Genomic DNA, 18,331 nt, shown 5'->3' on the forward strand with positions numbered 1-18,331 from the left:
ATTTCCGGTCTTTAATAATGATTTAAATTTCGTTCATATTGCGAGCCTGGATCGTGGCAAACTTGGCGTTTCGGGATTGAGGGCCATTTTAATTACCTTGCTCAAAGCTTGATCACTGACGGGTTTTTGTAAAACTGCAAAGGCATTCGACAAGCAAGTTTTTTTAAAATCCTCTGTCAGTTCGTGTCTGGTCAAAACGATCACTGGAATTTCCTTCGCCAGTTGCTCGAGCTTGGACATGATCGTAAAGCCGGACATATAAGGCATGTGCAAATCCAGAATGATGCAGTCAGGCTGTGTAAAGGGTAGGCTGGCTATGAACAGGTAACCAGAGCTAAAACTCAACGCCTTTAACTCCATCGTTTCCAACAGATTGACTAACGCCTCCCGCGTTGCTGCGTCGTGATCAATAACTGCTATCCATGTAGATTTGTTTCTCATGAGCATTATCTTATGATGTTACTTCGTTCTGAGATATTGGACCTTGGTCCAATATGGGGCGTGAATTTGTTAAGCTGTGTCAAACCCAAAAAAAAGGACTACAGAAATTTTCTGCAGTCCTCTAAAGGCGATACACCCTCGCTATTTGCTGTATCGCGTCACTTGCTCAAACTAGAACTCATTTCATAAATAGGATGAGTGCGAACAAGACGATTTGGGATGCAGTGCAAGGCGTGACCCGCTGCTAAGGCTCCTGCCTTAGCGAGGGGCACAACTCCGCATTGCGCCCAAATCGTCAGTTCCCGAAGGGTTTGCCTCATAACGCGCGCTGGACTTCGTTGGACTCGTTATCAATAGGCAAAGCTATTGACTGCCTCGTCCGTCTTGCCAGCCCACGTTATGAGGCAAACGCATCTCACCCTCTTTATGAAATGAGTTCTAAAAAAGCGCGCATCTTGTCTACCCGCTTCAGAACTCTTCCCAACTACCCTCATTTGCCGTGACAAGCTTGGGCATAGGCTTGGTCTTTGCAACTGCGCGCTGGATTTTTTGTATCCCTGCAGTAGTTGATTTACTGATGCTGACAGGCAGCGCTTTACCGGAAGGAGTTGCCTGGACACGATTTGTGGGTTCGATTTTAAATTGTTGTACCAGATTGGCCAGGCTCAGCTGTATTTCGCGCAAATCGTTTTCACGCACTTGCAGGCGCTCGGATAGCCGCAATTCTTGTGCCCGGCGCTCGCGCTCGGTTTCTGTAATATCCCGGATGATGGCGATGACATTCTCCTCATCGCATGGCACTACCCTGGCTTCAAACTGCAAAACACCTTTGCCAGGTACTGACAAGTCATAGCGAAATTCTTGCAGTCTGCCTTTGTTCAGTGCCTGGTCAATTGCGTTCCTATACTGATTAGCCAGATTGGGCGGCAATACATCCTCAACTTTTTGCAGCAGGATTTGTTCCTTGCTTTGCAGTAACACGCCCAGGTCCGGGGCATGCACGTCAAGATAGCGGCCATCGCTGTGGATAGTCAGGATCAGATCAGGAATCGCTCTTACCAAGGCGCGGTTTTTGGCCTCACTTTCCAACAGTGCTTTTTGCGATTTTTTGAGCAAACTGACATCTGTCACCAGCACAAAGAATCCTTGCACAATACCATCAATGGTATGAGCGATGTATTGTGCCCAAGTGTGGCCAACATCGCCATTGGCCTTCACCAGAGTACGTTCAAATTGTTGATCTACACCTTTCAAGACTGCCTTGATATAGGCGATATTTTTGGAAAACAGCTCCTGACCAAGCAAGTCCTGCATGTGTATGCCTTGCATTTGTTCAGTGGTGCGGCCAAACCAGCTCAGGTAATGGTGGTTGGCATAAGTGCAGCGCAAGTCCGAATTCCAGTAGGCCACCATGCCCGGTACGTTCTCGGCGACAACGCTGGCAAAATATTGCCCCTCAGCCTGACTCATGAGCTTGCCTTGCTGGCGCGTTATATCTGTCAATTGCACACCCAGACAGCTTTGCTCACTGTTGGAGTTCAGGACGATCATCTCTAATCTCAGCAAGATTAGTTCCCGGTCAGCCTTTACAGCCCTTATCTCGCAAGTAGATGTCTCTCCAGGGGCGGTCAGTGCAGACAATTGAGTTTCTAGCACTGCCTGATCTTCAAAGACAAATGTCCGTAGTTGCTGCCCCTCCAGGTTTTCTGGTGTTGCGCCTAGCAGGCTCGCTGCCGACAGATTGACATGCATTACCTCCCCAGCGGGATCGATGATCAGGCAAGGGGTGCGCGAATGTTGGAAAAAGTCTTCGTAAAAACTCTGTTTGGCCTGTTGCGACTGCAGGGTAAGTTTAAGAGCTGCATTTTCGTGCTCAAGCTGCTCCACCCGCGCAAGCAAATGTTGCGCAACAAGCTGATCACTTTGTGTTGTATTCAGCGGGTCTTGCAGAGTTGTATCAGAATTGATTTGCATGAGCTAGGGTAAGGTTACTTTTGCAACTTTGCAAAATAAAAAATTAAGCGTATTTAGCTAAAGCAGTCTGGATTGTAACTTTGTTGTCAGCAATTTCTGCATAAATAGTGTGTCTGAATTGCGGGCTTTACAACAGGACGAAAAGACACATTGTGGTTTACTTAGAGCAATACCATTATCTTAGTTGCAATTTCCATGATGCAATTTATAATGATTTGAATCATTTTATAATTCTATTTCGATATCATTTAAGTGAAAGAGATATTCTTTGTGAAAAATACCGCCTCTGCACTGACTTTACGCTTGCTGGCTGCGTTCCCCCTGTTGTTGGCCTTTCATCTCTCAAATGCTGCAGATAACGCTACCTGGCAAGGTGACATCAAAACCAGAGTCAGTGAATCAGCACAGGCGGTAACACATGCGATGGATGGTATATACCGGCTCAGGGGCGAGGCCAGCAGTTTGTCCAAGCCGGATGCCAGCAAAGAAGACCTGCAGGCAGCTCTGGCCAAACTTAAACTCGCTCTGGCGGCGATAGATAGTAATGAATCACTCAACCTAAGCGCAGATGCTTTGCATTTCAGGGGGCGCCGTTTTGATTTCATGCTCGATGCAGCCGTGCTGGAGCTACGGCTTGGTAATAAAGAAGCATTTTTGAATTTCCTCGAAAGCAGCCAGACCTGGGTATTGATTCCTGCCTTGAAGAATTATCTGACTACGCCAGCCTTTGCCACCGTCAAGGATGAGCCGCGCTTTAAAGCATATCTCAAACGAATAGAGTTGCCCGCAAAAATGGGACGTGCTTCTGTTCTGGCAACGCCCTACAAAGAGCAAATCAGCACCGCTGAAAAAGTCGCAGGCTTGTCGATGTTCTGGTCAGAGGCTAAACGCAGCTTTGTGAATTTCCACAATGTCCCTGATCTCGACTGGGACAAGGTATATCTGGAATATCTCGATAAAGTCATGCAAACCAAAAGCACGCATGAATATTACCAGCTCATGATGCAACTGGCACCTTTGCTGCAAGATGGTCACACCAATATCTATGCACCGGAAGAATTGCAAGATGTATTTTATTCACGGCCTGCGCTGTCAACTGCCCTGATTGGCAAAAGCGTACTGGTCACCAAGGTGCAGAACCAGCAGCTTGCCCAAAAAATCCAGCGTGGTGATGAAATCATCAGCATAGACGGCCAGCCAGTGTACGAGTATGCGCTCAACAATGTAGCTCCACGCGCCAGTAGCGGCACCCCACAGGACAAGGCGGTGCGCATGTACAGCTATGGCTTGTTTAGCGGCGACCAGAGTAAAAGCATACGCCTTGGTTTACGCGATGCAACCGGTAAAGAAAGGATAGAAGTTGTCGCTCGCGGGCAAGACCGGGACGTGCCAGGCGATCCATCTTTTGATTTCAGAATGCTGCCCGGCGACATCGCCTATCTTGCCCTTGATCACTTTGAAAGCGATGCTGGTGTCAAGAAACTTGAATCCGTGATGTCCAATATCATGAAGGCCAAAGGATTGATACTAGATATACGCAATAACGGCGGCGGCTCCAGTTTGCATGGCGCTGCCATACTGAGTTTTTTAAGCAAAAAACCCGTACCCTACGCATACAGCGCAGAAAGACAGGAGAGTAATTTCATGCGTGCCAGAAGTGACGTCATCCTGCTTGATACGGTACGTGGTGGTATTTCCAAACCGTATGTGAATGAGCGCAAGGAAGTTTATGCAGGCCCGGTAGTTGTGCTGGCTGGCGCAAAAACCTTCTCAGCCGCAGAAGATTTTTTGATGTCTTTCGTTACCTTGCAGCGTGGTACCGTCATAGGCAGTGCTACTGCTGGCAGCACGGGGATGCCCATGTTCTTTAAATTGCCTGGTGGTGGCAGCGCCCGCATTTGCGTCAAGCATGACAGCTTTCCAGATGGCCGCGAATTTGTCGGCAAGGGCATAGCGCCAGATATAGAAATCGCCCCGACTGTTGCAGACATACGTGCCGGGCGTGATGTGGTGATGGACAAGGCGGTAGCTGTGCTCAGTAAATAAGGGGCATTGATGGGCAGATGCAGGCAGCATGTGCTTTGTCTGCACCTGCCCGCAATACGCTCAATTCGTCAGCAAACCTTGTAAGTCCGCCGCCGCCATGGATGGCAGGAATTCTGTCACTGTGTACCGTGCAATACCCTTATGCTGGAACGGATCTTCCTGCAAGATCAATTCAAGTACTTCCCGGCTTGCCGTATTCGCCAGAATAAACCCACCCGTACGCGGCTCCTTGCGCCCAGACAGCAAAAACTGTCCTGTCGCATAATGCCGTTCAAGAAATGCACGGTGTTCGCTGACAAAATTATCCACTATGGACAAGGGCTGAATGTAGGTGAGTTCGATGACGAACATGATAGATAAATTTTCTGCGGATAAAGTATGTTCGAGCAAATGAAGCCAAGTGTTTGTGGTGTAGTAGGGTGCGCGCTGCGCACCATCGTCAAATACTCATGTATGTGAAAACGGCGGGCATGGTGCATCCTGCAAAATGATCACCGCCCGCGTCCACTCGTTTCGACAATAATTTCATTGTCACACTTGTCGGTCTGACGGTTAAATCCCTCTGCATCGCCAATCAGTTTTGCCAGGCCTTTGCCCGTCTCAAAATTCGTTGGCAATTTCAGGCGTATCTCTTGCAGGTATTTTCCATCAGCACAACTGAGCATGAAGTTTTGCGCGATTTTTTCGCCTTCCTGTTTCTTGATCATCTCAAAAAAATCTTTCACCGCGAACGATTTACCCGCATGATCAAGAATGAACTTGCCTACTGCTGAATTATTGACTTCCTCGACGGCTGCCGCTGCAGTCTTGAAATACGTATCCGCATCGCGTGCCTGGCAAGTGCCATGCTTGCTCCATTCGTATTCACCAAACTTGCTTTCAAACTGAAAATTCGGCATCCACTTGGCGATGCGTTTTATTGTGTCTGAAGACAGCTTCATCGGCTCGGTAGAGCAACTGCCGTAATTGATGCCGCATTCTTTTTTATTTGGCCACAGGCCATGCAGGGTCAGGTTATTGATTTTCAGCTTGCCGCTATTGATGGCATCACACTCAGGCTTCTTGCCGCGATAAGCAAAGTGTTCGCAAAAGCCGGGCTGCCAGGTGATTGCCAGTACATAGCTGTCTTCAAGATTCGGTGTGCTGCACATGGTCTGGCGGTCAGCCTCCCGGTTAGCCTTGGCCCGGCCCGCTGGCGGATTGTCTTGCGGCACCTGGTCCAGCTGTGCCGTACCACAATCCCGCGCCACCCAGCGCAAATTAGGATTGGCACCATCCACATCTACCCGCAACCAGGCATAGTCACCCGGCTTGTTGATCTCCTTCACCGCATAGCTCTTGCCGACCACGGCATGCACAGCACCAGGATTACTTTGCTTGTTGAAAGACGAGTACAGTTCGCAAGATTTGCTGGCGGTGAAGCTGCCATTCACGGGTTCGCTGGCGTGCGAATAGACAACGGCAGCGAGCAAGGTAAGCGCGATCATGACGCGTGATGTCAGTTGCTTCATTTATATTTTCGGTGGTGTAGGGTTGATGTACTTAAAGCGCAAGTAACATAAAATTAGCGTCTATTGTATCTTCATCAAGCCAGGTCTAACCACAGTATATGGAGCAATATTTAACGCGCAGTATTAGAACTCATTTCATCAATAGGGGTGAGTGCGAACAAGACGATTTGGGATGCAGTGCGAGGCGCGACACGCTGCTAAGGCTGGTGCCTTAGCGAGGGGCGCAACGCAGCAATGCGCCCAAATCGTCAGTTCCCGAAGGGTTTGCCTCATAACGTGCGCTGGACTGCAAGGTGTGAACAATTCGACTCGTTGTCAATAGGCAAAGCTATTGACTGCCTCGTCTCCTTGCAGGAAGCATGTGCGCTGGTAAGCGCACATCGTACGCAGGCGTGCAGGATGCTGCACGAAACCCCTGCTTTACCCTTGCCAGCCCGCGTTATGAGGCAAACGCATCTCATCCCTATTTATGAAATGAGTTCTAATCAAAAGTTTAGGATATTCCATGAGGGAAAAACTGAATGCCTCTAAACGAGGTTTAGAGTCAAGTAAGGAAACACAGTTGGACAAGTGATTAGATTTGAGCGGGTGAAGGGAATCGAACCCTCGTATGAAGCTTGGGAAGCTGCCGTTCTACCATTAAACTACACCCGCGAGAGCCTTATTCTACGGGGGTTCTAGCAGAATAGGCAACCCCCGTTTTTCCCGCAATTATTACAACTTTCCCGCAATTATCGGGTTGGCACTACTATTTTACCTCTGCGCAAATAGTGTCTGCGAGTGGTTTTTACGTCATCATGCCCTAACAAATCTGCGGCCTTCTGTTCGCCCAACATATCGGACGTATCATCTGCGGCCTTTGCGCGCAGATCATAAAACCAAAAATTGATGATAGAGCTTTCAAGTTCTGGGTTTTCGGCGACGGCCCGGTCCCTTGCTTCATGGAAATGATTTCTTAGTACCGCTTGTGTCAGCCGTTTGCCTTGGGTATTAATGAGCAAAGCGCCACTGGCGATAGTGTATTCATCTTTACGGCGATGTATCCTGTTAATCACCTCCTTTAGTTGCCCCTGAATAACAACTCGCAAGGGCTGTTTGGTCTTCGCTTGTTTAATGATCAGATGCCCAGAGACAATATCGTCCTCCGACATAGACAAGGCATCTGCTGGACGCTGTCCAGTCAGATAGGCGAGCTCCATTGCGTCCTTTAATGGCTCGCTGGCATGCTTATAGACCAGGTTAAACAGGTCGTCAGAAATATACACCGTCCGCTTGTCTAATTTGTGCCCTCGGATGCCCTCACAGGGGTTTTGAGCGTCTGTATAGCCCCAGCCACGTGCATTATTAAAGATGGTGGAAAAAAGCCGCTTACACCTGTTCGCAGTCGTTGGCGTGGATCTATGTTTATCCAGAAACTTACGGATATGCACCGGCCTAATTTCATCAAGTGGCGCTGTACCAAAATAGCTCTCGACATGCTTTATATCGTACTTGAAAATTTTCTGTGTGTTGTCTGCCTGTTTTGGCAGTTCCTCATTCCTGTAGCGATCAATGGCCGCTTGCATGGTCGGCCGCTCAATGTTTGCTTGAATACGAAGTTCGCTATATTTTTTTAAGGCAAGGAAGTAGTCCTTGCCGAGTGGAATTTCCTTCCGAGGCTTTCCGCCCATATCAAGCGTGTAATAGATATGCTGCCCTTTTACACGCCGCAACATACCAATTGGAAGATCAAAATTTTTTGTACGAATTCTAGCCATAATTAGTCAGGTGGTTGCCATGTTGGTTTTTTAATCTCTTCTTTTTTTCCGTCAATTGCAGACATGGGAACTACTGGCCGGCCACACGCATTGATGAAAAATCGAATACCCATTTTTTGCAGAGCCAGAATCTGTTGCGACTTCCATTTTTTTCCGGTCAACTCTGCGAGTTCGTTAGAAGGTAGAAATGTGCTCATGTACTAACCTACATTCTTCATTTGGGTAAAAAGCCGTTGTCAGCCAATGCGCGGGCAAGCTGATTGCTTGCATTCATGACATGTTCAGCTTCAGCGGCACTTGACAACGTCAAGCAAAAATTTGCCATAGAGTCAGAGCGCAAAAAAACAGCCAATGCCCGCGCCTCTGCCTCATTCATATACGATATCAGCTTAATAATCCTCATATTGCCCCTATCGATTCAGCCACAATTGCGGCAACTGTTTCAGCATCGATACCCAGCGTTTTTGCTACTTCCTGGTAGCGGGTCGCTTTGGCCTTGCCTGGTGCGTATGTGATGGCGTAAGTCTGCAAAATACGATGTTTAGCAACGATCATTTGTCACCTCTAACAGGGTTCACAGTTACGCCACATGCACCAAAAAAGTCATAGGCAGCGTCAAATACCGCGCAGGCCTCCTGGGCGATAGCGAAGTATTGAAACTCGCCCAGCTCTGTTTTTACTTTGACTCGAAAGCTCATTTTCAGCCCTTTCAATGGTTATTTTTCGCGCTGGAAAATCCAGCATTTAACTGATGTTGACGGTGTAGCGATCGGTGATAGAGTGCTGCGTACAACACTGTTCACCGTCTTGTTAGCTTCGATAAACTTGCGTCGTGAACTGGTCTTCAGCACCTTTTTAAGATCACGCAATGGCGGCACCTGCTGACGTTTTTCTGTTGCCACCTGCAGGAAGTGGTTAAGATTGACTGCGATCAGGTTGGGGTCGCGGGAATGATTCAAGATCGACATATCCCCGTTATCCAGATAATCAAACGCCTCCCAGAATTCCTGCACCAGCACATGGTCACTATTGATAACCTGCTGGCGTTCCTCCGCCAGCCGCGACGCCTACAGCGGCGTACGTGCGCAATGGCACGACCCCAACGACGCAAAGGAAAAAAGCGAACTGTTAGGCGAAGACGACAACCCAAAACGCCTGCGGCACACCTACCCCAATCAAGAGGCAGCAGAGCAAGCAGCAAAAGCAGAAATGAACCGGGTGAAGCGCGGTAAGGCCACTCTGCAATTTACCCTGGCCCTGGGCAGGCCAGACATTACCCCCATGATGGGCGTGCGCATCCCCAGCTTAAAAGCACCTATCGGGGATACGGACTGGATCATCGTCAAAACCATGCATAGCGTCACGGCGCAGGGGTTTACTACGCAATTGGAGATGGAGACGCGAAAAGTAAAATATGAACGCGAGGCAAGCGACAGAAAAGAAACAGATAAATAATCAAAAGCTATTCAGATTAAAAATTATATTCATTGAATTTAATGAAATTGCTTATTGGCTCAGGATAACTCAGACATTTACACATTGCAAAAAAACAAAATATACCTATCATTTGTCGCCTTCCTAAACTATATTCCAATCGCTCATTGTTATTTTTTTGCAATGACATATTTGAACTATGACACTACAGGAGAAGTTATGAAAAAAGCGATCGCGTTGTATTCTGGCGGCATGGATTCAGCTCTTGCTGTTCAAAAAATGAAATCAGATTATCAAATAATTGGCGCGTTTTTTAATGTTGGACAACCGGGTGTGGACTACCAACTCGCCTCAGCCAGGCGACTTGCTACGTGGCAAGACATACATCTAGAAGTATTCGATCTAAGTTCGTTAAAAAACAATTTCTTGGGATTGGCTGATAAAAATCAAATATCCATGAGTGTTGGCAATACAATTAATTGTCCATTTGGAATTTTTGGGTTGGCTAGTACATATGCGATATCTCGACGTGCAAATGCACTAGTCGCCGGAGTACATAAGGACGACCTCACGGTATCGCAACATGCAGGGCAATTTCTGAAAAATGTCGCAGAAGACGCGTCGAAATTGCACAATATCGAATTTGAAATGTGTCTTCCATTTCTTAATACTTCCAAAGCTGATGTTATTCGATATGGGATAGAAATTAATTTCCCACTTGGCTACACACGATCCTGTTCAGAAAGTAACGAGCATCATTGTGGTAGTTGCGATGAATGTAAAAAAAGGAAAATAGCATTCTCAACTGCTGGCGTTAATGACCCGACACAATATGCAGAATAAAAAGCTTGGCACTTTTCAAGTGCAATCTGGCAAACCAGATTGAATTCAAAATGCCAATTTGCATCGCCAGCCTGCATAAGAGTTAATATCGTCATCAGGCTGGAAATTAGCCCGCGTAGGGGCGATTAGCAGCGCGTAATCGCCCGCCGGGTTGGAAATATATGAATGTCAGACCTGACCCCGCTTTTGCTATCTTGCAATTTGAAGAAGTCCACGCTGGCAGGTTGCCAGTCTGAAGTAATCGTTGAAAAAAAATGAACCCCACTCTTCCACAAGTTGACCTTCTTTTGGCATTAGCACCAGAAGATCTCGCGCAAGTTATTTTCCCTGTCGTAAAAAAGATGTTACAAAATGGGAGTTTTCATTGGTCTAACATCCTCAACACTCAAGTTGACCTGTATATCAAAGATTATCCTAACAGTGATCGTTCTCAGATACAGCATGCACTTGCGGAAGCGTTGCAGTGGCTATTATTGAATTCACTTGTGATGCCAGCGCCTGGCGACACCAACGGCTGGCATGTTATAACAAGGCGAGGAATGGGAATTAATACGGCACTCGATTTTGAGTCATATAGAAGAGCAAGTGCATTTCCGAAGACCTTGTTGCATCCATCTATTGCAGATAAAGTTTGGCTATCCATTGCCCGTGGAGACTATGAAGTGGCTGTCTTCGCATCGTTCAAAGCTGTCGAAATTAGTGTGCGCGAAGCCGGAGCATTTACTGACAAGGACATCGGTGTCCCTATGATGCGTAAAGCCTTTGCAACTACAAATGGGCCCTTGACGGACATGACTCAACCTGAGTCTGAGCGAGAGGCGCTAGCCTCTCTTTTTGCTGGTGCAGTGGGTTCATATAAGAACCCGCACTCTCACAGAACAGTGACGATCAAAGACGCCTCGGAAGCACAAGAAATGGTTGTATTGGCCTCGCATTTACTAAGGATCGTCGATGATCGTAGAAGTAAGCGAAATTGATAAATCGTTTCAGAATATTTATATGAAAACTTCAAAAATAATTTGTAAAGTTTTATCCACTTCTTTGCACGTACTTCTTTTTTTTTCCTGGACATCGGGGGCGCTAGCCTTTGATGTCGATGGCTACAGAGCTGGAATGACGAATATTGAGTTGGAGAATGCTATAAACAGGAACGGTTTTAAATACATTGCCTTAGAAAATAGTGGAATAGTTGCAGCGGTTGTAAATAACAATGGAAAGGTCACGGACATTGCTGCGAGTTTTGTCGTTTGCAAAGGAAAACTATCCCTTTATCAGCATAGCCTCGACTTTGAACGTGACTATGTAACGCAAATGGAGATATTAATCAGAGATCACGGTACACCCACATCAGTTACTGTATTTCCTCGCCCTTTCGTTGGTATTTCCAATACCTATTCCAAAGTTTTATCTAGCACTTGGAACTTTGGCTCAGATCAGATTACTCTAGAAATGACCCCTGAAGTACGAGATGGCAAAGGCGCACTTTTATTTAATAAGAGTGCAAATATTACATATTCAAAGACAATACTATGTAATTGAAATAAATTGAATGTTAGATAGCGCTTAGGGGCGATTGGCAATCTCGTAATCGCCCGTTAAGTAGGGAACGTATGAATGTTACTACCGGCACTCAATTGTTCCAAGACCTGATACGTTCACATACCAATTTCATTTGTTCATCAAGTCCCAAACAGGATTCAAGATTTTTCTTTGTCATTAGCGGAACAAGCTTTTCTGCCAGAAGTGGTTTTAAACGAATATATTTATCTCCTGCTCCTGGCTTCAAAACATTTAGATGTTCAAAGAAAGACTTGTACTGGTCAACTGGTGACGACGCAGTTACAGACAAATGATTCAAGTAAATCCTGTCAGATGGCCCCTCAACCCAAATAATTCCATTGGCCTGTAATAAATCACTTGCTCTAACATCTAAATCGTCGAGGATGCCATTATTTTGTATATACGTTTTTACGGTTACAGCGCTTGAAATGCCATGCTTTTGAGTAACGTGAACAATTTGGGCGTCAGCTCGCTTACTGAACTGATCAATCAATACACTTGAATGAGTCGTCAAGAAAAAAATAAAATCTTCCGATTTGGAAAGCTCATAAACATAGTTCACTAACCGTCTAAGTAATGCAGGATGGACGCTATTCTCAAGCTCTTCAAATGCAAATACATAGTTTCCTAAAGGAGTTTCCTCCATCGCTGGAACTAAAAATAAACAGGCCAATACAGACAAGACAGTTTTTATTCCGCTCCCAGACTGTGAAAGCGGAACAAGATTTTTTTCATTTTCAGATAGAAATATTTCCCACACACTACCATCGTTTAATCTGCAAACAATCTCAGTAAACGTTGCGTCATGAGAAAAAATTGTGTTAAGGCCATAGAGTATATTTTTTTGAACAATTTCTCTGGGTAGTTCCGAACGATTTAAAAATCGTTGTATTGCATTCGTTAATCCACTCCCATTTGTTCTTATCGGGATACTCGCTGCTGAATCTGGCTCGGGAACAATGTCTCGCTCAGCAGAGAGTCTTCTGAAGCGTTTTCCCGCCATTTTCATTTGTATTTTTTCAGGTATTGCATGCTCTTTATTCGGCACGTCATCTCTACGTGAATCAATATCAGCGTCATCTAAACTAAGCACCTTAGTTGTATTATTATTTGTGTTTAGAGTCCACTTAATCAATCTCCCAGCTAACTTCATTCCCTCATCTCTGTATCTCACCTCCCCCATGGATGTGGTGACAATTTCTGGATACAATTCATGAATGGCTTCGACAGGAATTGGAGTCTCAAAGACAACTTGTGGCATATTATTTACGTGCCAAGCTTTTTGAGGGAAGTTAGCCGGGTAAGTTAATATTTTGTTCCATGGGTGTCCTGTTCAGAATGGCAAAACGTAGCGATAGACTTGCTCAGTCGCGCCGGAACGTATCAGGCGCGGGATGTGGTCCAGCATGTACAGGCGGCCCGGTGCGGTGATTTGTGCCGGTGTGAAATAGCGTTGCCCGGCTGGCAGGCCTGCCACCACTTCAGTGCCGACAAACAAACCCAACTCGCGTATGTCTTGCCCAGCACCGTCGCCATAATCAAAGACAAACTCGACTAATACCCAGCGTGATGGCGTATTGACGATGCGGTACAGGTCACCGCCTGGCACTTTGATGGTGTTGGGCGCGTTGGGGTCTGTCTCTGGTACCACGAATTGCTTTTGGCTTGCCACGCGGCGGCCTATCTCGTCCACCAGGGCGGTGGCGGTGATGGTTTCAGCAGTTGGCGCGGCATCCCATGCGGGCAGGCCACGACCCCAGGCCAGATGCAGGGTGCGGTTTTTAATCAGTTCGGCCAGCTCGATGCGGCCTTGATCTTGCAGGACTGCCATGTGTAATCCTTTTATGGAATTGAAATAAGCGGGTAAGAAACTGCCCAGCCACTTGCCCACTGGTCAGCCCAGCCATAAACAGGCAATGCCGGGCTGGTGACGCTGGTGGTGGTACCTGGTGCAATGGCGGTGATAGGTGCAGGCATGGCGCGCGCCATCAGCACGGCGCAATAGGTTGCGTGGTGCGCGTTTCTCAATGGCTGCAAAGCTGGCTGATTAACTACGCCGCTGGAAAGGTCGCTGATGCTGACCACGCTGTTTAAGCGGATTTCGCTATCGAGTACCCAGCTATCAAGCTGCATCAAGGCATCGTCAACGATGGTGTTTAACTGGCGCGGGCGGTGCGCTGCAATGGGTGCCAGTGCTGGCGGCGCATTGACTATGCCGGTGTGCGTTTCACCGAAAGACAGCTTGACACCATTAGTTGCAGGGTCACCAGACCAGATACCAGAATCATCATCAAACAAGCATTGATCAAAGCTGGTAGCGTCAAAGCGGCCAGCGCGTAAATCAAGGCCATGGTAGAGGCGATAAAAACGGCTGTGTGCAGGCAAGGATGCATTCACCACTTGGCGTATACGTGCCAAGTCCAGCGCGGCAGCCGTGGTGCCTGGGTCGATGTGGATTAAGAATTCGTCTTCTTCTATTGTGACCTGGTCATAGTCCAGCCAGGACAAGGAACGCACGACACTGGCGGCGCTGCCGCGTTCCAGCAGCCAGGGCAAGCCAGCGGCGATCAGCTCGGCATTGCTGGCGAAGTGCAGTGAGAATTGCGCCAGGTTCCATTCAGCGGCAAGCCAGGGCTGGAATGCGGCGGGTAAGCTGCTGGCAATATTGGCCGGTGCGTCTGCAGCCGTGTCCAGATCTGCACGCGGGGCAATGCGTACCAGATTGCGCTCCAGCTCGCTGGCGTTGGGTGGCAGCAGTAAAGCCAAGTCAGTCATGCTACACCGCCATCTGTCAGATTGATGGCGCCAGCGATGGCGTATTCATCTGCGGCAAGCGCGGTATTGCTCGCGGGCTGGCCTGCAATGGGAAATTCAACGCGGGCAATGCCTGGCTGTTGCAGTTGTGCCGTCACCCAGGATAGCGGCACAGACCGGCCCAGGCTGGCATAGCTGGCGATGGCTGCGATAAAGCGCGCCTTAATTTGCGTGACGATATCAGCCGGGGCGTTGGCTTCGCGCCATAGGGTTGCTGTTACGTTCAAGGCCGCAGGCCGCGCCACGGCCACGCCGATAGTCACACCCAGCGGGCGGGCGTTAGGTGCGTTCATGGCGGCCAGCACGGTGGCGCTGGTGGCTGCTGCCTGGCTGGCATCGATCAGCCATAGCACCACGGCAATGCTGCCGGGCGTTGAGCTGGTGACATTCGCATCACGTACATTGGCGCTGGCTGACATGGCGAGCAGGCGGTATTGCTCTGCTGTGCCATTGCCAGCCAGGGCGGCAATGCGCAACTGTATGCGGTTGCGGTAGCGGTCGTCTGCTTCACCTGGCAAGCGGGCCAAGTTGTAGAACGCGCCTTTATGGTCCAGATCCGGGCCGGTGGCAAAGGCCAACAGGTTGGCGCGGGCGGCGTCGTTGATACGGCCGCGCAAGAGCATTTCACGGTAAGCAAAGGCTTCTATCTGCTTGATCAGTGGCTCAGAGGGCAAGGCCAGCACATTGGCGGCACTTGGCTGGCGTTGCAGCAAGTCTTGCTTGTGGGCGGTGACCAGGGCTTCAAAATCCAGCTCTTCGACGACTGCAGGCGGTGGCAGGGATTTAAGATCAATCATGCTCATGCTTTCACCGTGACGGGTAAAGACAGGCTAAACGCCTTGGAGGCGCGCACCAGTTGGCCTTTTAAATCAATGATGACCTTGCCGGGCTGGTCTGTGCGGTACAGCTTGACTTGCGTTAGCCTGATGCGTGGTTCCCACTTCAACAAGGCTTCAGCCGTGGCAGCGTACAGGCGCACTTGCGTGGTGCCGTTGTCAGGCTGGTCTATCAGTTCAAACAAGCGGCTGCCATAGTCGCGGCGCATCACGCGAGTGCCTATGGGGGTGGTTAAAATATCGGCAATGCTCTGGCGCAAATGTGCCAGGCCTGCCAGACGTTCACCAGTTAAGAGATTCATGCCTGCCATAAGCGTTCCTTATTCGGGAATAGCGAACCAGTTACGGCCGGTACTTGCGTGGCCGCATGACGCCAGGTGTCCGGCACGGCATGCAGGAATGCCATTTAAAGTCATCCAGGAGGAACCCTGCGCCATCACTGGACTGGCATGCGGTACGGGGCCATGTGGGGTAATGCTGTCACCCAGCACCACAACCAGCGCGCCGTCGACAGCAAAGAAGTCTTGCCCACCAGCTCGATGCGGGCCGCCTGCACGGTCAAGAGTTTTAACAGCGATACCGTGGCTCATGATTTGACGCCCTCAAATTTAGGCGTACGCAAGGTCACGCCATCGTTACGCAGTTCCAGCGAGGTATTGCCGACGACAAAACTAAACTTGCCCTCAGTTGGCAAAGTGATGATGTAGTGATGCTCTGCGTGGTTGTAGTCAGCCGTCGCGCCGTCTGGGTATTCTGTGCGGGTGTTGTCTGGGTTGGTGTCTGGTGCTGGGTTGTGGTTGCTGGCAATACCTGGCAAGACCACGCCGCCAGCAAATTCACCGGAGGGCGAAAGTAGAACGCATTGCTCGCCCACCGTAGGCGGGTTCCATGTCTTTGTTTTGCCAGCGCGTGCCGTTGCCATGGGCAAGAAGCCGGTTTTAATGTCGCCAATTTGCAGGCGTACTTGTGGTACGCGGCCGTGCTTCACTTCGGCAATGGTGCCAAAGCGGACTAAGTTTTCTAAGCGGCGAGAGAGGTCAGCGAGATTAAATTTCATGCTGACTATGGTGACGTGTCAGCCTGAAATGGTCACGCGGCACGGGGTTGCTATGCGGCTTATCAACCTATGAATTAGCCCTCGCGTGCGCGTGGTATGAGATATTCCAATTAGGACGCGGCGACGTACCGAATGCGTCAACATTCAGTACGCCACCGCACCAGCAGATAGGGCTGCCAGATTGGCCGATGACCGCGTCACCTGTGCACAGGCGCGCCAAGGCTATCATGTTTTGAGTGATTTTAAAATGCAGACTATCCGCTGTGGGTCTTGTTCCCGCAAACTTGGCGAGGGTGAATTTGTCACCCTCGCCATCAAATGTCCACGCTGTAAAACCTTGAACCACTTGAGGGCCACGAGCTCCACATCTAACACCGGAGCCAATATTGAGCAAACCACTAGTACCATGGATGGGCGGCAAGCGCCGTCTGGCAAAACACATATTGCCCCTGTTTCCTGAGCATACCTGCTATGTAGAACCCTTTAGCGGTGCGGCGGCATTATTCTTTATGAAGAAGCCCGCCAAGTCTGAAATTATCAACGACATCAACGGCGAATTAATGAACCTGTACCGCGTCGTGAAATACCATCGTGATGCACTGGCAGAAGAAATTAACTTCATACCTGTTAGCCGTCGACAGTTTCAGTTATACCAAAATCAGCCGCTTGAACAATTGACGGACATACAGCGCGCCGCCCGTTTTTACTATCTGCAAAAAACCGCGTTCGGTGGCAAGGTGAGTGGTCAGCATTTCGGGACGATGACTGATCGCGGCCCGCGTCTGAACAAGCGGCAATTTGTGGAGGACTTTGAGGCGGCACAATCGCGCTTGATAGATACTGTGATTGAAAACTTGCTCTGGCAAGATTGCGTAAGGCGCTATGACAAGCCGCATACGCTGTTTTATTGTGATCCACCGTACCATAAGACGGCGGATTACGGCGTCAAATTCGGCTTAGATCAATTCGTGGAAATGGCCGAGCTGGCAAAGTCTATCAAGGGCAAGATGCTTATTAGCGTTAATGATTTACCGGAGATGCGAGAAATTTACTCAGGGCTGAACATGAGTTCAGTTGATATTACTTATACCATTGGGGGGAATGGGCGGTCTAAGAATAAAACTGCTGAATTGATTATTCGAAATTGGTAAATTAAGCAACAAGCCCCTTAAAAGATCAGGCTATATAATTCTGGTCTTTGTCTTTAACTATGCCTATATGCTGGACAATTTAAATATTCGTGCTGTTTCTTCTGGTGATGGCAAAGTGGTTGTAGCACACCGCTATTACAACGAGACTGAGCAACAGAGTGACATGCGGGCTTACCAAGCATGGGTTGAACAAGCAATTATTGCCGGGAAATACTTTGGTTTCGTTGCCGAACAGGCGGGATTGATAGTCGCAGGTGCTGGTATGACAATTATTGAATGGGGACCAACACGAGGGGATTCTAATCCCTTCCGAGGACGAATTGTAAATGTCTATACGTCGCCGCAATGGCGGCGTTTAGGTATTGCAAGAGACCTTGTTTCGAGATTAATAAAATTGGGAGAGCAAAACGGCATACATACATTTAGTCTTGGCGCGTCAGATGATGGCGTGAATATGTATCGTCAACTTGGTTTTAACAACTATAAAAATGAAATGTTGAGAAAAGCAAAAGATTAAAATTTCTAAATATCAAGTTAGCCGGCAGCCTTTGATTGGACGTGACGGTGCTGAGGAAATTTTGAATAACAGCGATTAGCTAATCGTAAACGCAAAAAGCCCACCAGTGGTGGGCATTCCATTCATTCCGACAAACTGACAACAACCCATGCTATCTGCGTGGTGTCACTGCTTGGTACATCACCCGTGCTATCTGCGCGGTGCAATGTGGGGGTGTTTGCCTGTTCCTGCTGGTCCGCTTTAGTTCGGTCCATAACAGGAGCTACCACGAATGAGATCCTTCAACACTTCACTACACCATTTCCCGGTTCGCATGTCATGCAAATCCAGCCGGTGAGAATGAAGGCGCTTTGGAGTAGGCTGAGCTTACTCTGCGGTCTTGTGCACAGG

Annotated in this window: 24 protein-coding genes and 1 tRNA gene; 8 read left to right on the forward strand and 17 right to left on the reverse strand. The window is 48.5% G+C overall.

Annotated features, from left to right (window positions below; genetic code table 11):
- Window positions 1-33: 33 nt before the first annotated feature.
- Window positions 34-441 (reverse strand): response regulator transcription factor, encoded by a 408-nt coding sequence (locus ACO0LN_RS07645; protein ID WP_422972469.1) that lies wholly within the window; start codon window positions 439-441, stop codon window positions 34-36.
- 468 nt (window positions 442-909) lie between these two features.
- Window positions 910-2,415, reverse strand: a complete 1,506-nt coding sequence (locus ACO0LN_RS07650) for a PAS domain-containing protein (protein WP_422972470.1) — start codon at window positions 2,413-2,415, stop codon at window positions 910-912.
- Window positions 2,416-2,685: 270 nt separating this feature from the next.
- Between ACO0LN_RS07650 and ACO0LN_RS07655 the strand changes: the two genes are divergently transcribed.
- Window positions 2,686-4,461 (forward strand): S41 family peptidase, encoded by a 1,776-nt coding sequence (locus ACO0LN_RS07655; RefSeq protein ID WP_422972472.1) that lies wholly within the window; start codon window positions 2,686-2,688, stop codon window positions 4,459-4,461.
- Between the two features lie 60 nt (window positions 4,462-4,521).
- On the opposite strand, the gene ACO0LN_RS07660 is transcribed toward ACO0LN_RS07655, so the two are convergent.
- The 8 genes from ACO0LN_RS07660 to ACO0LN_RS07695 form a co-directional block, all read right to left on the reverse strand.
- Window positions 4,522-4,812, reverse strand: coding sequence for a YciI family protein (locus tag ACO0LN_RS07660; protein WP_422972474.1), 291 nt, complete (start codon window positions 4,810-4,812; stop codon window positions 4,522-4,524).
- 140 nt (window positions 4,813-4,952) lie between these two features.
- The gene (locus ACO0LN_RS07665) at window positions 4,953-5,972 is read right to left on the reverse strand and encodes a ribonuclease T2 family protein (RefSeq protein WP_422972476.1); all 1,020 of its coding nucleotides are present in this window, start codon (window positions 5,970-5,972) and stop codon (window positions 4,953-4,955) included.
- A gap of 583 nt (window positions 5,973-6,555) precedes the next feature.
- A tRNA-Gly gene (locus ACO0LN_RS07670) sits at window positions 6,556-6,626 on the reverse strand.
- Window positions 6,627-6,703: 77 nt separating this feature from the next.
- Entirely contained in the window at window positions 6,704-7,729 is a 1,026-nt protein-coding gene (locus ACO0LN_RS07675) for a tyrosine-type recombinase/integrase (RefSeq protein ID WP_422972478.1), read from the reverse strand.
- A gap of 2 nt (window positions 7,730-7,731) precedes the next feature.
- On the reverse strand, window positions 7,732-7,926 hold the full coding sequence (locus tag ACO0LN_RS07680; RefSeq protein ID WP_422972480.1) for a DUF4224 domain-containing protein: 195 nt from the start codon (window positions 7,924-7,926) through the stop codon (window positions 7,732-7,734).
- A 202-nt stretch (window positions 7,927-8,128) separates the two neighbouring features.
- Entirely contained in the window at window positions 8,129-8,284 is a 156-nt protein-coding gene (locus ACO0LN_RS07685; protein WP_422972482.1) for a hypothetical protein, read from the reverse strand.
- Entirely contained in the window at window positions 8,281-8,427 is a 147-nt protein-coding gene (locus ACO0LN_RS07690) for a hypothetical protein (RefSeq protein ID WP_422972484.1), read from the reverse strand. Before ACO0LN_RS07690 ends, ACO0LN_RS07685 begins: the two co-directional genes overlap by 4 nt.
- Window positions 8,428-8,445: 18 nt before the next feature.
- Entirely contained in the window at window positions 8,446-8,697 is a 252-nt protein-coding gene (locus tag ACO0LN_RS07695) for a hypothetical protein (protein WP_422972486.1), read from the reverse strand.
- A 61-nt stretch (window positions 8,698-8,758) separates the two neighbouring features.
- On the opposite strand from ACO0LN_RS07695, the gene ACO0LN_RS07700 reads away from it, so the two are divergent.
- The 4 genes from ACO0LN_RS07700 (at window position 8,759) to ACO0LN_RS07715 (ending at window position 11,545) form a co-directional block, all read left to right on the forward strand.
- A complete protein-coding gene (locus ACO0LN_RS07700) occupies window positions 8,759-9,184 on the forward strand; it encodes a hypothetical protein (RefSeq protein ID WP_422972488.1) in 426 nt (141 codons plus the stop codon).
- Between the two features lie 198 nt (window positions 9,185-9,382).
- Entirely contained in the window at window positions 9,383-10,006 is a 624-nt protein-coding gene (locus ACO0LN_RS07705; RefSeq protein WP_422972490.1) for a 7-cyano-7-deazaguanine synthase, read from the forward strand.
- A gap of 254 nt (window positions 10,007-10,260) precedes the next feature.
- The gene (locus ACO0LN_RS07710; RefSeq protein ID WP_422972492.1) at window positions 10,261-10,983 is read left to right on the forward strand and encodes a TIGR02391 family protein; all 723 of its coding nucleotides are present in this window, start codon (window positions 10,261-10,263) and stop codon (window positions 10,981-10,983) included.
- Entirely contained in the window at window positions 10,958-11,545 is a 588-nt protein-coding gene (locus tag ACO0LN_RS07715; protein WP_422972494.1) for a hypothetical protein, read from the forward strand. Before ACO0LN_RS07710 ends, ACO0LN_RS07715 begins: the two co-directional genes overlap by 26 nt.
- A 91-nt stretch (window positions 11,546-11,636) precedes the next feature.
- On the opposite strand, the gene ACO0LN_RS07720 is transcribed toward ACO0LN_RS07715, so the two are convergent.
- From ACO0LN_RS07720 to ACO0LN_RS07750, 7 genes are all read right to left on the reverse strand, one after another.
- Window positions 11,637-12,827 carry an ATP-dependent nuclease gene (locus ACO0LN_RS07720; RefSeq protein ID WP_422972496.1) on the reverse strand — a complete coding sequence of 397 codons (1,191 nt, stop codon included), beginning with the start codon at window positions 12,825-12,827 and terminating at the stop codon, window positions 11,637-11,639.
- Between the two features lie 72 nt (window positions 12,828-12,899).
- Window positions 12,900-13,397: a hypothetical protein gene (locus ACO0LN_RS07725; RefSeq protein ID WP_422972498.1), complete on the reverse strand. Its 498-nt coding sequence runs from the start codon at window positions 13,395-13,397 to the stop codon at window positions 12,900-12,902.
- An 11-nt stretch (window positions 13,398-13,408) separates the two neighbouring features.
- Window positions 13,409-14,341 carry a phage tail protein gene (locus tag ACO0LN_RS07730; RefSeq protein WP_422972500.1) on the reverse strand — a complete coding sequence of 311 codons (933 nt, stop codon included), beginning with the start codon at window positions 14,339-14,341 and terminating at the stop codon, window positions 13,409-13,411.
- Window positions 14,338-15,183, reverse strand: coding sequence for a baseplate assembly protein (locus ACO0LN_RS07735; RefSeq protein WP_422972501.1), 846 nt, complete (start codon window positions 15,181-15,183; stop codon window positions 14,338-14,340). The genes ACO0LN_RS07730 and ACO0LN_RS07735 overlap by 4 nt, the downstream gene beginning before the upstream one ends.
- Window positions 15,180-15,518 carry a GPW/gp25 family protein gene (locus ACO0LN_RS07740; RefSeq protein ID WP_422972503.1) on the reverse strand — a complete coding sequence of 113 codons (339 nt, stop codon included), beginning with the start codon at window positions 15,516-15,518 and terminating at the stop codon, window positions 15,180-15,182. The genes ACO0LN_RS07735 and ACO0LN_RS07740 overlap by 4 nt, the downstream gene beginning before the upstream one ends.
- Window positions 15,519-15,536: 18 nt before the next feature.
- Window positions 15,537-15,806 carry a PAAR domain-containing protein gene (locus ACO0LN_RS07745; protein WP_422972505.1) on the reverse strand — a complete coding sequence of 90 codons (270 nt, stop codon included), beginning with the start codon at window positions 15,804-15,806 and terminating at the stop codon, window positions 15,537-15,539.
- Window positions 15,803-16,273 (reverse strand): phage baseplate assembly protein V, encoded by a 471-nt coding sequence (locus ACO0LN_RS07750; RefSeq protein WP_422972507.1) that lies wholly within the window; start codon window positions 16,271-16,273, stop codon window positions 15,803-15,805. The genes ACO0LN_RS07745 and ACO0LN_RS07750 overlap by 4 nt, the downstream gene beginning before the upstream one ends.
- 247 nt (window positions 16,274-16,520) lie before the next feature.
- On the opposite strand from ACO0LN_RS07750, the gene ACO0LN_RS07755 reads away from it, so the two are divergent.
- From ACO0LN_RS07755 to ACO0LN_RS07765, 3 genes are all read left to right on the forward strand, one after another.
- Window positions 16,521-16,733, forward strand: a complete 213-nt coding sequence (locus ACO0LN_RS07755; RefSeq protein ID WP_422972526.1) for a Com family DNA-binding transcriptional regulator — start codon at window positions 16,521-16,523, stop codon at window positions 16,731-16,733.
- On the forward strand, window positions 16,660-17,424 hold the full coding sequence (locus ACO0LN_RS07760) for a DNA adenine methylase (protein WP_422972509.1): 765 nt from the start codon (window positions 16,660-16,662) through the stop codon (window positions 17,422-17,424). Before ACO0LN_RS07755 ends, ACO0LN_RS07760 begins: the two co-directional genes overlap by 74 nt.
- Before the next feature lie 67 nt (window positions 17,425-17,491).
- Entirely contained in the window at window positions 17,492-17,941 is a 450-nt protein-coding gene (locus ACO0LN_RS07765; protein ID WP_422972511.1) for a GNAT family N-acetyltransferase, read from the forward strand.
- Window positions 17,942-18,331: the final 390 nt, after the last annotated feature.

Source organism: Undibacterium sp. TC9W (assembly GCF_049339865.1).
In the GTDB taxonomy this organism is placed as follows: domain Bacteria; phylum Pseudomonadota; class Gammaproteobacteria; order Burkholderiales; family Burkholderiaceae_D; genus Undibacterium.

Bases quoted from the DNA above. Each gene is read 5' to 3' on its own strand.
- ACO0LN_RS07645 (WP_422972469.1), bottom strand. From the start codon at position 441: ATGAGAAACAAATCTACATGGATAGCAGTTATTGATCACGACGCAGCA.
- ACO0LN_RS07650 (WP_422972470.1), bottom strand. From the start codon at position 2,415: ATGCAAATCAATTCTGATACAACTCTGCAAGACCCGCTGAATACAACA.
- ACO0LN_RS07660 (WP_422972474.1), bottom strand. From the start codon at position 4,812: ATGTTCGTCATCGAACTCACCTACATTCAGCCCTTGTCCATAGTGGAT.
- ACO0LN_RS07665 (WP_422972476.1), bottom strand. From the start codon at position 5,972: ATGAAGCAACTGACATCACGCGTCATGATCGCGCTTACCTTGCTCGCT.
- ACO0LN_RS07675 (WP_422972478.1), bottom strand. From the start codon at position 7,729: ATGGCTAGAATTCGTACAAAAAATTTTGATCTTCCAATTGGTATGTTG.
- ACO0LN_RS07680 (WP_422972480.1), bottom strand. From the start codon at position 7,926: ATGAGCACATTTCTACCTTCTAACGAACTCGCAGAGTTGACCGGAAAA.
- ACO0LN_RS07685 (WP_422972482.1), bottom strand. From the start codon at position 8,284: ATGATCGTTGCTAAACATCGTATTTTGCAGACTTACGCCATCACATAC.
- ACO0LN_RS07690 (WP_422972484.1), bottom strand. From the start codon at position 8,427: ATGAGCTTTCGAGTCAAAGTAAAAACAGAGCTGGGCGAGTTTCAATAC.
- ACO0LN_RS07695 (WP_422972486.1), bottom strand. From the start codon at position 8,697: ATGTCGATCTTGAATCATTCCCGCGACCCCAACCTGATCGCAGTCAAT.
- ACO0LN_RS07705 (WP_422972490.1), top strand. From the start codon at position 9,383: ATGAAAAAAGCGATCGCGTTGTATTCTGGCGGCATGGATTCAGCTCTT.
- ACO0LN_RS07710 (WP_422972492.1), top strand. From the start codon at position 10,261: ATGAACCCCACTCTTCCACAAGTTGACCTTCTTTTGGCATTAGCACCA.
- ACO0LN_RS07715 (WP_422972494.1), top strand. From the start codon at position 10,958: ATGATCGTAGAAGTAAGCGAAATTGATAAATCGTTTCAGAATATTTAT.
- ACO0LN_RS07720 (WP_422972496.1), bottom strand. From the start codon at position 12,827: ATGCCACAAGTTGTCTTTGAGACTCCAATTCCTGTCGAAGCCATTCAT.
- ACO0LN_RS07725 (WP_422972498.1), bottom strand. From the start codon at position 13,397: ATGGCAGTCCTGCAAGATCAAGGCCGCATCGAGCTGGCCGAACTGATT.
- ACO0LN_RS07730 (WP_422972500.1), bottom strand. From the start codon at position 14,341: ATGACTGACTTGGCTTTACTGCTGCCACCCAACGCCAGCGAGCTGGAG.
- ACO0LN_RS07735 (WP_422972501.1), bottom strand. From the start codon at position 15,183: ATGAGCATGATTGATCTTAAATCCCTGCCACCGCCTGCAGTCGTCGAA.
- ACO0LN_RS07740 (WP_422972503.1), bottom strand. From the start codon at position 15,518: ATGAATCTCTTAACTGGTGAACGTCTGGCAGGCCTGGCACATTTGCGC.
- ACO0LN_RS07745 (WP_422972505.1), bottom strand. From the start codon at position 15,806: ATGAGCCACGGTATCGCTGTTAAAACTCTTGACCGTGCAGGCGGCCCG.
- ACO0LN_RS07750 (WP_422972507.1), bottom strand. From the start codon at position 16,273: ATGAAATTTAATCTCGCTGACCTCTCTCGCCGCTTAGAAAACTTAGTC.
- ACO0LN_RS07755 (WP_422972526.1), top strand. From the start codon at position 16,521: ATGCAGACTATCCGCTGTGGGTCTTGTTCCCGCAAACTTGGCGAGGGT.
- ACO0LN_RS07765 (WP_422972511.1), top strand. From the start codon at position 17,492: ATGCTGGACAATTTAAATATTCGTGCTGTTTCTTCTGGTGATGGCAAA.